The organism is Arthrobacter sp. NPDC057009 (genome assembly GCF_042673905.1).
In the GTDB taxonomy this organism is placed as follows: domain Bacteria; phylum Actinomycetota; class Actinomycetes; order Actinomycetales; family Micrococcaceae; genus Arthrobacter.
Genome location: NZ_JBHUSB010000014.1, coordinates 1 through 12,868, shown reverse-complemented (window position 1 = coordinate 12,868; position 12,868 = coordinate 1). Strand labels below are relative to the sequence as shown.

Annotated in this window: 12 protein-coding genes; 6 read left to right on the top strand and 6 right to left on the bottom strand. The window is 68.0% G+C overall.

The features are described from left to right. Positions 1-132: 132 nt before the first annotated feature. Positions 133-633 carry a sigma-70 family RNA polymerase sigma factor gene (locus ACFTR6_RS14930; RefSeq protein WP_377958466.1) on the top strand — a complete coding sequence of 167 codons (501 nt, stop codon included), beginning with the start codon at positions 133-135 and terminating at the stop codon, positions 631-633. After that, on the top strand, positions 630-1,313 hold the full coding sequence (locus tag ACFTR6_RS14925) for an anti-sigma factor family protein (protein ID WP_377958465.1): 684 nt from the start codon (positions 630-632) through the stop codon (positions 1,311-1,313). The genes ACFTR6_RS14930 and ACFTR6_RS14925 overlap by 4 nt, the downstream gene beginning before the upstream one ends. Before the next feature lie 13 nt (positions 1,314-1,326). On the opposite strand, the gene ACFTR6_RS14920 is transcribed toward ACFTR6_RS14925, so the two are convergent. Together ACFTR6_RS14920 and trmB are read right to left on the bottom strand one after the other, a co-directional pair. Continuing rightward, a complete protein-coding gene (locus ACFTR6_RS14920) occupies positions 1,327-2,151 on the bottom strand; it encodes a DUF1206 domain-containing protein (protein ID WP_253250249.1) in 825 nt (274 codons plus the stop codon). Positions 2,152-2,368: 217 nt separating this feature from the next. After that, on the bottom strand, positions 2,369-3,301 hold the full coding sequence (gene trmB, locus ACFTR6_RS14915) for a tRNA (guanosine(46)-N7)-methyltransferase TrmB (RefSeq protein ID WP_377958464.1): 933 nt from the start codon (positions 3,299-3,301) through the stop codon (positions 2,369-2,371). 183 nt (positions 3,302-3,484) lie between these two features. Between trmB and ACFTR6_RS14910 the strand changes: the two genes are divergently transcribed. Next, positions 3,485-4,732: an FAD-dependent oxidoreductase gene (locus ACFTR6_RS14910; RefSeq protein WP_377958463.1), complete on the top strand. Its 1,248-nt coding sequence runs from the start codon at positions 3,485-3,487 to the stop codon at positions 4,730-4,732. Positions 4,733-4,870: 138 nt separating this feature from the next. Here the strand turns inward: ACFTR6_RS14910 and ACFTR6_RS14905 are convergent, their stop codons facing one another. After that, positions 4,871-5,134 carry a hypothetical protein gene (locus ACFTR6_RS14905; RefSeq protein WP_377958462.1) on the bottom strand — a complete coding sequence of 88 codons (264 nt, stop codon included), beginning with the start codon at positions 5,132-5,134 and terminating at the stop codon, positions 4,871-4,873. A 318-nt stretch (positions 5,135-5,452) separates the two neighbouring features. Between ACFTR6_RS14905 and ACFTR6_RS14900 the strand changes: the two genes are divergently transcribed. After that, positions 5,453-6,763, top strand: coding sequence for an MFS transporter (locus ACFTR6_RS14900; RefSeq protein WP_377958461.1), 1,311 nt, complete (start codon positions 5,453-5,455; stop codon positions 6,761-6,763). 69 nt (positions 6,764-6,832) lie between these two features. Here ACFTR6_RS14900 and ACFTR6_RS14895 read toward each other — a convergent pair whose 3' ends face one another. Together ACFTR6_RS14895 and ACFTR6_RS14890 are read right to left on the bottom strand one after the other, a co-directional pair. After that, on the bottom strand, positions 6,833-8,122 hold the full coding sequence (locus tag ACFTR6_RS14895) for an MFS transporter (protein WP_076799817.1): 1,290 nt from the start codon (positions 8,120-8,122) through the stop codon (positions 6,833-6,835). A gap of 26 nt (positions 8,123-8,148) precedes the next feature. After that, complete coding sequence (locus ACFTR6_RS14890; protein ID WP_087871701.1) at positions 8,149-9,420, bottom strand: M20 family metallopeptidase; 1,272 nt, start codon at positions 9,418-9,420, stop codon at positions 8,149-8,151. A 138-nt stretch (positions 9,421-9,558) separates the two neighbouring features. On the opposite strand from ACFTR6_RS14890, the gene ACFTR6_RS14885 reads away from it, so the two are divergent. Together ACFTR6_RS14885 and ACFTR6_RS14880 are read left to right on the top strand one after the other, a co-directional pair. Beyond that, positions 9,559-10,593, top strand: a complete 1,035-nt coding sequence (locus ACFTR6_RS14885) for an Lrp/AsnC family transcriptional regulator (RefSeq protein ID WP_076799821.1) — start codon at positions 9,559-9,561, stop codon at positions 10,591-10,593. A 1-nt stretch (position 10,594) separates the two neighbouring features. Further along, positions 10,595-12,055 (top strand): MFS transporter, encoded by a 1,461-nt coding sequence (locus ACFTR6_RS14880; protein WP_377958460.1) that lies wholly within the window; start codon positions 10,595-10,597, stop codon positions 12,053-12,055. Between the two features lie 18 nt (positions 12,056-12,073). On the opposite strand, the gene ACFTR6_RS14875 is transcribed toward ACFTR6_RS14880, so the two are convergent. After that, positions 12,074-12,670: a dihydrofolate reductase family protein gene (locus tag ACFTR6_RS14875; protein WP_377958459.1), complete on the bottom strand. Its 597-nt coding sequence runs from the start codon at positions 12,668-12,670 to the stop codon at positions 12,074-12,076. Positions 12,671-12,868: the final 198 nt, after the last annotated feature.

The window sequence follows — 12,868 nt, the reverse complement described above, 5'->3', positions numbered from 1 at the left end:
AAAGGTGAAGAATGGTTCAAAAGATCCGACGCCGGCCGGAAGTGAACCTATCGCCAGCCTCCGACGTCGTATTTGCCAGGAAAGCCGGCCCGCCCGGAACGGCTTCATCAGGTCACTGCAGGGAGGCCTCAGGTGCCGCTGGATGAGGATTTTGTCACGGCGATCTACCGTGAGCATGGAACGGCGCTCCGCCGGTTTGTGCTCAGCGCCTCCAGGGACCCGCACTTGGCCGACGACATCGTCCAGGAAACAGTTCTTCGGGTCTGGCAGCACGCGCCCAAAGTTACGGGCAGCATGCGCAGCTACCTGTTCCGGACGGCCCGGAACATCATGATCGATAACTACCGGAAGGCCCAGCGCCGGCCGCTGGAAGCGGAGGACCGCGACCTCGCCGACGCGGAGGAAGCCGCCGGGCGGGTGGACGATCTCCTGAACAAGGTGTTGATGGAGGAGGCGCTGCTGCGGCTGAGTTCGGAGCACCGCGACGTGCTGGTGGCACTGCACTACCGGCGGTTCACGGTGGGCGAGGCGGCGGTCCAGTTGAACATTCCGAGCGGAACGGTGAAATCCAGGGCCTTCTACGCGGTGAAGGCCCTGCGGACAATACTCGATGAAATGGGTGTGGAACGGTGAACGGCAAGGAAGTCCATGAGCTGCTGGGGGCATACCTGCTGGGCGGGCTTGACGACGCCGACCGGCTGCGCTTCGAGGAGCACCTCAAGCAGTGCGGCACGTGCCGCAGCGAACTGTCCGACCTGGAATCCCTGCCGGCCCTGCTGGATGCCCTGCCAGTCCCGGATGCCGTGGCGCTCGCCGTTCCGGCGCCGCGCCGTCCCGGCACAGATCCCGCGTCACACGACCTGGCCCCCGTCCCCCAGCCGGTCCTCGACGAACTGGCGGGCCGCCGTCGTAATTCCCGACGGCGGCTGACGGCACTTGTGGGGGTGGTGGCAGCGGCCTGCCTGGCCTTGGGATTTGCGGCGGCGCCGCTCTTTGATCCCGCAGACAAACCCGATGCGAGCTACTCGGTCAAGGCCGACACCGGCCTGCAGGTCACAGTGGGAATGGTCAAGAAAACCTGGGGCACCGAACTGGCCGTCGACGGTCGGAGCCTGCCCCAGAACGGACGGCTGTCACTGTGGGTGAAGGACCGTGCCGGGGGCGAGGACCGGGCGTGTGCCTGGATGGCGACGCCGAGCGGCAGGGTCCGGGTGACCAGCGCCACGCCGCTGCAGTACACGAGCATCGCCAGCGTCGAGGTGCGGAACGACCGGCAGCAGACGATTGCCGTCATCCCGGTCCCGGGCAGCTGACCCGGGCTGGCTCTCACATTTTGGCGAGCCGCGCCCGCACCACCGTGAAGACCCCGTAGCAGATGAGGCCCGCGCCCACCGCGGCCAGCACGTAGACCCCGTAGGGCTGTTCGCGCAGGGCATGAAGGCCGCCGTCGAGGCCTGTCGACTGCTCGGGACGGGCGGTGACCGTCGCGATAACCACCAGCAGGCCCGTCACGAACAGCGCAACACCCTTGGCCACGTATCCCGCCACGCCCAGGGCGGTGATGGCTTTGCGCCCGTTCGGGGAAGGCGGCAGATTGATGTGCTTTTCGAAGGACTTCCTGAACCCGCGGACCACATAGACGATCCCGACGATGGCCACGGCCGCCCCGATCAGCACCAGAAGCAGGACGCCGCCGGGCGCCTTCATGAGGTTGACCGTCATGTCGCTGGCCGACTCGCGGTTGTCCTTGCCGGCACCCCGCGCGAAGGCGGCCAGCGTGACGGCCAGGCCGGCATAAACCACCGCCTGCGCGGCGGCCTTCAGTTTCTTGCCGGCCTTGTGCTTGGCCGGCAGGTGTTCGAAGTCGAAAATTGCGTCGCCGGTCTGCCACAGGGCCAGAGCCACACAGCCGGCGAAGCTGCACCACAGGAGCAAAGGGCCGGCGGGCTGGGTGGCAAGTTCGGCGACAGCGCCGCTGACATCGGCCTGGCCGCCCGCGCCCCTGGCGAGCCCGAAGGCGATGAGGCCGACCAGCACGTGCAGTACACCGCTCGCGGCATAGCCGCCCCGCGCCAGCATTTCGAGCGGCCTGGAGTTCGTGACGTCCTCGGCTTTGCCGGCTGCGCTTCTCAGTTCCCGTTTGATGATCATTCCTTTGGGCCGGCACACCGTACAGTTGCTCTGCATCCGTGCAACTGCTGTGGCACTCCGCCACACGCTTATCGTGCCACGGTGTGGCACCGGGGAACAGAGCCCTGGACAGGACACTCCAGCCGGTGCTGCCACGCCGGATCCTGGTGTACGCCGGGGGCCACAACTGTACGTTCGCGCTGCAGGAACGTGCTGCAGGAACGCGCCGCAGGTTCGGCTAGATCCGGCGGTAGCAGAGGTCGAAAATCATCCGGCCGGCTTCGTGCGCCTTGTTTTCAAAGCTGGTCCGGATCCGGCCCTCGAAGCGCGGAGCCCAGCCGCCCTGTTCGTCGACGCCTTCGTTGGGTCCCGTGTGTTCGGTGCTCACAGGCGCCCGGCCCTCCTTGACCGGGGCGCCCCCCACGAGCGTTTCGACGCCGGTCTGCCACACCCGCGTGAGGGGACTCTCGGCACCGCTGCGCTCGCCGCCGTGCAGGTTTTCGAACGCATCTGACCCGGCAAGGACATCGCGGACGTGCACGGCGTAATTGGACCAGTCCGTGGCGATGCGCCAGAGGCCGCCCGGCTTCAGCGCCTTCGCCGCGAGCTCTGCGAACTCGGGCTGGATCAGGCGGCGCTTGTGATGCCTGGACTTGTGCCAGGGGTCCGGGAAAAACACCCAAAGTTCGCTGACGGAGCCGGGCGGCAGCATGGTGGCCAGGACCTCCGGGGCGTTGGCCTCCACCACACGCACGTTCGTCAGGCCACGGCTGTTGATCTTGATCATGGTGTTGGCCAGGCCCGGCGTGTAGACCTCGACGGCGAGGAAGTTCTTGTCCGGGTTCTCTTCCGCGGCATGGCAGACGGCTTCACCCAGGCCCGACCCGATCTCGACGATCAGCGGTGCCTGGCGCCCGAATTCGGCTTCGGCATCGAACGAGTAGTCGGGGTGGACCGACGTGTTGGCCACGTGGCGGGGCACGTCGATGGCCCAGCGCCCGGAGTGCTCCTCCCACGCGGCCTGGCGGCGCCCCTGCAGCCGGGTTCCGCGGCGGACGAAGCTGACCGGCCGCCCGCCGTAGGTTCCGTAGGACGCCTGGCTTCCGGGCGTGACGGGCCGTGGCTGGTTTGGATTTGCCGGCGGCTGCGGGGTTTCGGGAGTTTCGCTCATCCCTTCCAGAATACCGGCGGTCCGCAGGGCCGGTTTCCGGTTTCCGCCCGCTGCTGGCGGGCGTACAGTGATGCTATTCCACCGGATGCCGAGCGAAGACGCCTTTGAGTTTCCCTTTTCCTTCGGGACATTTTTCCGCCGCGGCGGCGGATGAACGCATGACTACACAGCTCAGGAAACGCTATGGAACCATCTGCATTCCTCCCCGAACCCGTGAATTCCCCCGGAACCATAGCCATCCTCGGGGCGGGACCGGCGGGGCTGGTACTCGCCATTGCCCTTGCCCGCCGCGGGCTGTCCGCCACGATCATCGAACGCGACCTCCCTCCGGACATTGCACCGCGCTTCAATCCGGACCGTTCCTACACCATCGACATCTCGGGGCACGGGCTCAAGGCACTCCGCCATATCGATGCCGTGACCGAATTCGACCGCCGGATGTTCCGGTTTAGGGGGCTCAAGATCCCCGGACGCGGAACGGAGGAGTGGACCTTGCCGGGGTGGACCGGATCGCGGGGCGACATTCTCAGGGCCCTCATGGCGGTGCTGTCCAGGTACCGGGACAGGGCGGCAATGGAGTTCGAAACCAACGTGGAAAGCGTCGATCCGGTTACGGGGTCGGTGAGATCCCTGCAGCGGTCCGGGGAATCGAAAACCCGGAGTTTCGACCTGCTTGTCGGTGCGGACGGTGCCGGGTCCACTGTTCGCGCGGCCCTGCAGTCGGCGATACCGGGGTTCACGGTCACCTCCAAGTCCTTTCCCAACTACTGCACGATGATTGAGCTCGACAATGTCGGTGAACGGCTGGACCGGAATTATCTTCACGGACTGTCGACCCGGCCGTTCTGTGTGGCCGGTGCGATCAGGGGAGAGGACGGGCAGGACTCGGCCAAATGGTTCTGCGCCATCGGCACCAAGGAGCGGATCGGCTTTTCCGGCGCGGAGGAAGCCCGGAAGTTCCTGCAGGACCGGTGCCCGCGGGTTCTCGAGTTCACCGGTGAGGAGCAGGTAGCGGCTTTTGCGGACAGGACGTGCTACCACATCGGCCGCAGCCTGAGCTGTTCCCAACTTCACGGCGGGAAAGCGGTCCTGATCGGGGACGCAGCCGCGCCGTATCCTCCGATCGGACAGGGCGTGAACGGGGCCATGGAGTCAGCCATGGTTCTCGACGAGTGCATCCGGGATGCAGGCAGTTCACCTGGCTCCTTGCCGGGGGCGGCGGCAGAATACACGGCAAGGTGGAAGCCGGAAGCTGATGCTGTGTCCTGGATCAGCGAACGAAGCCTGTTCGAAAATCGGTTCCACACGGTCCGCGCGCTCGCCACGTCCGTGCTGGGACTGAGCATCTTCGAGCAGGCCAAAAGCGCGGATGTGCCGTACTCCCAGGTGCGGCGCCGGGCCGAGAAGCTGTGGCCGCTCTGGGCTCGCTAACGCCGGTGCAGGCGGTCCCGAAGAACACCGGCCGCCTCAACAATGGAGTTAGCGAGACAGTGGAGTTAGCGAGTCAGCTGGCTCCAGGGCGGGCGAAACAGGACGGTGCGGGCATCGACATGCAGTCGTGTCCATTGGCTAGTAGCCACGCTGGAGCGACGGCACAAGCACGAAGACGGCCATCACGGCCGTCACTGTCAGTCCGATAGTGCCGGTCCTGTACCCCGTGGAACCTCGACGTGTCCCCATCAGAGCGAGGAGACCGAAAAGCAGGGAGAACAGAGTGAACGACACCGGCGGGCCGAAGAGGACGGTGCTTGCGACCCATTCCCTGCCGCTTCTTCCACGGTCCGGGCGCGTGAACAAGGAGACGAACGCCGCCGGGAACACCATCATCATCATGCTGGGCAGAATCAGTGCGCCACACGACAGGCTGGCCACTCCCATCCCGGAATCGCCAAGGCGCCGGTGACCAGGACCATGTCCAGGTGAGGGCCCGCCGGGCTCCTGTGCCTGTGGAATGCTCATGGTTCCCCTCCTGGATCGGGCCGGGCTGGCCCCGGCACGGCTGTCGCCCGGATTGGCTGCGGTCCGACCAGACTATTGGCCTGCCGGCAGACGGGATACCGCGCTAAGCCCGTATGTGGATAACTTCAGCAGTTGGAAGTGCCGCCGGGGTCGGGGCCGGGCCTCAGGCTGCGCGACTGCAAGAATGGGCGGGTGACCGACACCCGGAATCCACGCAAGAGAAATACCCCGCCGCAACACTCTGCAGCCAGTGCAGGCGCCGTTGCGGACACGCTCGTTGATGCAGAGGCGGACGAGGTTCCCGCGGCTGAACCCACCCGCGTGGGCAGCCGCCGGACCCTGGCCTACCTGGGCCTGTGCCTCGTGCTGATCGGGCTGAACCTCAGAACTGTATTCTCCAGCTTTTCGGCCGTCCTTCCCGAGGTGACGTCCGACGCCGGCCTGCCGGGCTGGGCGGTGGTGGTGCTGACCACGGTGCCGGTCACCCTGCTCGGCGTGTTTGCGCCGCTGGCGCCGGTTTTGGCCCGCCGGTTCGGCGCGGAACGGGTGCTGCTGGGCGCCATGGCGGTCCTGACGGCCGGCCTGCTCCTACGGCCCGCCGAGATCCCGGGCGCCGGGCACCTGCCGGCGCTGTTCGCCGGGACGGCCGCGTGCGGGGCCGCGATCGCGCTGTGCAACGTCCTGCTGCCCGGGCTGGTGAAGCGCGACTTTCCGCACCGGCTCGGCCTGATGGGCGGCCTGTACACCACGGCCATCTGCGCCTCGGCCGCCCTGGGCGCCGGCTTCACCTACCCCGTTTTCACCGCCGCCGGACACTGGACAGCCGCGCTGTGGTTCTGGGCTGTACCGGCCGCCGTCGTGCTCTTGCTTTTCCTGCCGGTTGCCGCACGGCAGCGGCACGGCCAGCACACAGCCGTGCGGGAGGGCGTTAACGTGTGGCGTTCGGCGGTGGCCTGGCAGGTCACGATCTTCATGGTGCTGCAGGCCATGATGTCGTTCAGCGTCTTTGCCTGGCTGGCGCCGATCCTGCGCGAGCGCGGGGTGGACGGCGGGACAGCAGGGCTGATGGTGTCGGTGTCCATCGTGCTGCAGATGCTGGGCTCGCTGTTCGCGCCGGCCCTCGCGGCCCGGTTCCGCGACCAGCGGGCGATCAACACGGTGGTGGCGCTCATGACCGGCGGCGGCTTTGCCCTGAGCATCTTCGGCCCGCTCGAGCTCGTTTGGATATGGACCGGCCTGCTCGGGCTGGGCCAGGGAAGCCTCACCGCCGTCGCCCTGACGATGATCATGCTCCGCACCCGCGACGGGCACACCGCAGCCCACCTCTCCGGCATGATGCAGGGGGTGGGCTACGGGCTCGGCTCCACGGGAACGCTGCTGGTGGGCCAGCTGCACCAGGTAACGGGATCCTTTGCGGCGGCGGGGCTCCTGTTCCTCGTTGTGGGCCTCCTGGCTGCGGTGTTCGGCTACCGGGCGGGGCGGAACAGGTTCATCGGCGGCTGACCCAAGTAGCTCGCAGTTGTTGTCGTTATGAGCCTCGAAAACGACAACAACTGCGAGTCAGTTGGGTGGTCAGTGCGCCAGGTCCTTGCCCTTGGTCTCGGGGATGGTGAAGATGAAGGCCACACTGACGGCCAGCAGCACCACCGCGTAGACGTTGAACAGCTGGGGCATCTGGAGGGTGGTGCCCAGCCACTGCTGCAGGTACGGGGCGGTGCCGCCGAACACTGCCACGCAGATCGAATAGGGCACGCCCACGCCGACGGTGCGGATGCTGGTGGGGAACAGTTCGGCGTAGACGGCAGGAACGATGGCGGCGCTCGCGGCGATGAAGATGAGCATCACGGACATGGTCACGGCCAGCTGCCACGCAGAATCCTTCAGCAGCCAGGTCATCGGGAAATGCATCACGGCGGAACCGATCGCGCCGGCCCACAGCACCTTCTTGCGGCCGATCCGGTCGGACAGCTTGCCCCAGACCGGAAGCGCGGCGATGAACACGATGTTCCCGATGACGCCGGCCCAGAGTGCCTCGCCGCGGTCGATCTTCAGGGCGGTCGTCGCGTAGCTCGGCGCCACCACGCCCCAGATGTAGTAGATCACCGTCAGGCCCACGGTCAGGCCGATCACCTGGCCGGCCTGCTTGCGGTGCCGGACAATCTGCGGCCAGATCGGTGCCCGCTTCTCCCCGGCGGTCTCGCCCTCGAAGGCGTCCGTCTCGTGCAGCCGGGAGCGCATGATGAGGGCGTACAGCCCCATTGCGGCTCCCAGCAGGAACGGGATGCGCCAGCCCCAGGCGTTCATGACCTCGGTGGTCAGGGCCATGTTCAGCACCGCCCCCAGCAGCGTGCCGAAGAGGATGCCGACAGTGCCGGACGTGTAGATCAGGGTGGCCCAGAAGCCGCGGTGCTCCCGGGGCGCCATCTCCGAAAGATACGTTTGCGACGACGGCAGCTCGCCGCCGTGCGCCAGGCCCTGGACCAGCCGGGCCACCAGCAGCATGAGCGAGGCCCATGCCCCGACGCTGGCGAACGTGGGGGCGATGCCGATCATGAGGCTGCCCAGGGACGCCAGTCCGACGGCGAGCGTCATGGACGCCTTGCGTCCCACCCGGTCGCCGATCCAGCCGAACAGGAAGCCGCCGAAGGGGCGGGCAACGAAGCCGACGGCGAAGATCGCCAGCGTGGACAGCACGGCTGAGGCGGGGTCGGACTTGCTGAACAGCTGGCTGGCGATGAACGGCGTGAAAGTCGCGTAGATGGCCCAGTCGTACCATTCGACGGCGTTTCCGATGCCGGTACCGACGATGGTCCTGCGGGTCGAGACCTTGCCCTCGTGCCGGGCGTTGATGGTGGCGGTCATGGTTGTGTCTCCCTGGATTGGGCGGGTTAAAGAGCCGGGACGGAAGCGGGGGCGGCGGCCAGTGCTTCCAGGCGGGTAATGGCGAGTTCCGCGTAGAGCGCGGCACCGTCCGCCAGCACGCCGTCGTCGAACGTGGCGTACGGCGAGTGGTTGAACGGAGAGGTGGCGTGGTCCGCGCCCTGGGGGACGGCGCTCAGCCCGATGAACGTGCCGGGCACTTCGGCCAGGACCCGGGAGAAGTCCTCGGAGCCGCTGAGCGGCGTGGCCCAGCGCGAGAGCCTGGAATCGCCGAACATCTCGCCGATGACCTTTTCCGCGGTATGGGTTTCGTCCTGGTCGGTGACGGTGAGGGGGTACTCCTGCTGGTAGTCCACGTCCACCTCGAGGCCGTGTGCTGCCGCGATGCCCTTGAGCAGCCGCGGAACGGCGTCCATCATGCGCTGCCGGTTCTCCTCGGAGAACGTCCGGATGGTGGCCTCGATGCGTGCCGTCTCCGGGATGACATTGCGTTTGGTTCCCGCCTGAAGCACGCCGACGGAGAGGACCACGGGATCGAACATGTTGAACTGGCGCGTGACCATCACCTGCAGGGCGGTGACCATCTCCGCTGCGGCCGTCACAGGATCCTTGGCTGAATGCGGGGCGGAGCCGTGGCCGCCGGCGCCGAGGACCGTGACCACCAGGCCGTCCGAGGCGCTGAGCATCACGCCGGGCTTGGTGCAGAACGTTCCGTGCGGTTCGAGGGAGGAGAACACGTGCATTCCGTAGGCCGCGTCCACCCGCCGGCCGGGGGCATCGAGGACGCCTTCGCGGATCATGTAGCTGGCGCCGTCGCAGCCTTCCTCGCCGGGCTGGAACATCAGGACGACGTCGCCGGGCAGCCGGTGCCGCCGCTCGGCAAGGAGGGTGGCAGCGCCGGCGAGCATGGCGGTGTGCAGGTCGTGGCCGCAGGCGTGCATGGCGCCGTCGATGGTGGAGGTGTAGCCGACGCCCGTCTTCTCCTGGACGGGCAGCGCGTCCATGTCCGCCCTCAGCAGGACGGCAGGCGGTAGCACGGCGGGTGCCGCGCCGGCAGTCCCGCCGGGAGTTCCGCCGTCGTACGCCCCGCCGCGCAGAACGGCGGTGACCGACGTCGTTTCCTTGCCCAGGGTGATTTCGTACGGCAGGCCCTCCAGGGCCTTCAGCACTTTTTCCTGGGTCCGCGGCAGCTGCAGCCCGATCTCGGGTTCCCGGTGCAAGTCGTGGCGGAACCGGGCAAGGTCTTCCTGCATCTGGCGGGCGTCTTCGGCGATCGGCACGTGCTCTCCTCGTTGGTGGTCAGGTTGTGGGTCTATTCTGGAGTGGCCTGGTTCACATCCGGCTGAAGAGCTGGAAAAATGCAAAAGCCCGGCCTTGTATGCAGGATTCGTGCACGATCGTCATAGGGGGTAGGAGCGCTGGACGTCACGGAGGAGGACCTCGCGCTGGTCAACGCGCTGCAGATCGCACCGCGGCTGAGCTGGGCGGACGCCGCGGAGGTGCTAGGCGTGCACGCCACCACGCTCGCGGCACGGTGGGAAAGGCTGACGGCAGCCGGCGCGGCCTGGGTCACGGCCCACCCGATGGGGGATCCGCAGAAGATGTGCCTCGCCTTCGTTGACGTCGAGTGCGAGCTGCACCGCCGGGCTGAGGTCACCCAGGCGCTGGCTGCAGTGCCGGAGATCGTCACCGTGGAGGAGGCCGCGAGCAACCGGGACCTGATGCTGACAGTCATCACCGGCTCCCTGCAGCACTTCACCGCCGTGGCGTCGAAGCTGCACGCCATCGAAGGGCTGGTGAAATACCAGACCTCGCTGGCCACGCGGCTGCACACCGGCGCCTACGCCTGGCGCATCAATGTGCTCAACCGCAGCCAGCTCCAGGCGCTCCGGGCGCTCGCCGGTCCCGAGGCAGCGGCGTCGGCACCCTCGGCGGCGGTGCGGGAGCCGTTGCCCGCCAGCCATCTGGCGATCCTGCCCTTCCTGTCGAAGGACGGCCGGGCGACGGCCGCCGACATTGCAAGGGCACTGGACCGCCACCCGGCCACCGTGCAGCGCCAGCTGAACAGGGTGCTCGCCAGCGGCATGCTCTCTTTCCGCTGCGAGATTGCGCAAAGGTACTCGGGCTTCCCGGTGACCTGCCACTGGTTCGCCAATGTCCCGCCGGGCCAGCACGAGGCCGCGGCCGAGGAGCTCCGCAGCTTCCGGAATGTGCGGCTGAGCGCCTCCACCACGGGGCGCACCAACTTCGTCATCATCATGTGGCTGCAGTCCCTCGCCGACGTCATGACCGCGGAGCTGGCCCTCCAGCAGCGCATCCCGGGCATCGAACTGGCGGAGAGCGTGGTCATGCTGAGGACCGTCAAACGGGTGGGCTGGATGCTGAACCCCGATTCGACGGCGAGCGGTGACGTCGTGGCTGTACCCGCCGCTGCGCCGGAGCTGGTGGGCTGACATGCATGAATCCGCCCCGCCCCGGCCCGCCCCGTCCGGCACGGGGATCCTGCAGCGGCCCTACCTGCTGGTGACGGTGGGCGCCTGCGCCCTGGTGTTTCTGGCCGCGTTCGAGTCCCTCGCCGTCACCACCGTCATGCCCGTCGTGAGCCGGGAGCTCGGCGGGGCCGGCCTCTACGCGCTCGCCTTCGCGGGTCCGCTGGCCACCGGCGTGATCGGCATGGTGGGCGCGGGGAACTGGTCCGACCGGCGCGGACCCGTCGGCCCGCTGTTCGCTTCCGTGGCGGTCTTCGCGCTGGGCCTGCTGGTGGCGGGCACTGCAGGAACCATGTGGGCGGTGGTGGCCGGCCGGCTGGTGCAGGGGCTGGGCGGCGGCGCCATGACGGTGGCCCTGTACGTGGTGGTGGCCCGGGTTTATCCGGCCGTCCTGCACCCGAAGATCTTCGCGGCCTTCTCCGCCGCGTGGGTGATCCCGTCGCTCGTGGGGCCGTTCGCCGCCGGGCTCGTGGCCCAGCTGGCGAGCTGGCACTGGGTGTTCCTCGGCGTCGTCGTGCTGGTGCTGCCCGCTCTGGCCATGCTGTTTCCTGCGCTGCGGGGCGTGCGGTCCGGCAACGCGAACGGGAACGGTTCGGCGGACGGGAACGGTTCGGCGGACGGTACCGCGGAAGGGAACGACGGCGGTCCGGATCCGGCAGGTGCCCCGGCGCCCTGGGCACCTGCCCGGCTGCCCTGGGCACCTGCCCGGCTGGCCTGGGCGGCACTGGCCGCGCTGGCGGTCCTGGGCCTGAACCTGTCCTCCGGACTTCCGGTGGCCGGACCGCTTTTGGCGGGCGCCGCCGTCGTGATTGCATTGCTGGCCGTCCGGCCGCTGGTGCCCCGCGGAACCCTCACCGCCCGGCGGGGGCTGCCGAGCGTGATCCTGATCCGGGGACTGGTTGCGGCCGGTTTCTTCGGCGCCGAGGTCTACCTGCCGTACCTGCTCGTGGAGCGCTACGCCTTCTCGCCCACCTTCGCCGGCCTCACCCTGACCGGCGGAGCCCTCGCCTGGGCCGCTGCGTCGGCCGTGCAGAGCCGGCTGGGCGGGAGGCTTGGCAGCCCGGTCGCCGTGCGGATCGGTTCGGTGATGGTGCTGCTGGCGATCGGCCTGGCGCTGGTGACCACCGCGCTTGGCTGGCCGGCCGCCGTCGTGATTGCCGGCTGGGTCCTCGCCGGCGGTGGGATGGGGCTTGCCTATCCGCGGCTGAGCGTGATGACCCTTGCCCTTTCCACGCCGGACACCGAGGGCTTCAACAGTTCCGCGATGTCGATTTCCGATTCGCTCGGGGGCGCCCTCGCGCTTGCCGCAACAGGGATCGTGTTCACGGCATTTACGACGACGGCGGCCTCCTTCACCGGCGTCTTCGTGCTGACCGCGGTGATCGCCGCCGCCGGGGTCGCCATAGCGCCGCGCGTCGCCCACTAACACTCCAGGCTAAGCAGGTCAGATGCGGGGGAGGACCTTGTAGTACAGGTGGGTCACGGCGTCGCCCTGGATCACCGCGGTCTGCTCGAGCTTCACCGGGGCCGCCGCGAGGTTGTCGAAAAACCGGATGCCCTGGCCAAGGATCCACGGCGCCAGGTTCACCCGGATCTCCTCCACGAGACCGGCGTCGATCGCCTGCCGGATGATGTCCGGCCCTGCCAGGGCCACGTCCTTGTCCCCGGCCAGTGCGGTCGCGGCCCGCACCGCATCCGCGAATCCGGTGGTGACGAACGTGTAGGGGATGCCGTCGCGCGGCCAGCCGTCCGGGACGGAATGGCTGAGCACCACGATGGGGCAGTCGATGGGGTGCCGGCCGTCCCAGCCGTGCGTCAGGTCGAAGATCCGGCGGCCCACCAGCATGGCGCCGGCCGTGGTCATGGTGCGCCGGAGGTGCAAGGCGCTGGTTTCAGTCACGTGCCAGGTCATGTCCGGCCTGGCAGTGGGGACCTCCACCGGGCCGCTGCTGTACCAGTCGAAGAGGCCGTTGACGGAGTCGTCCGGGAGGGCGATGAAGCAGTCCAGGGACATCGTCATCTCAGCAACCAGCCTGGCCATCCTGCGCTCCTCTCGACGGGTGTCCGTGCTGGAGTTTTTGTACAGATATCGCGGGTTGGACGCCCCCGAAGCCGCGACAGCTGTACAAAAACTCCAATCTAGGTGTATTGACCTGAGAGGTTGGTGACGCGGCTGACCGGTGTCTGACCTTTGAGGGCGGTGTGGGCTCGGTGGTGATTGTAGGCATGGAGCCAGTCG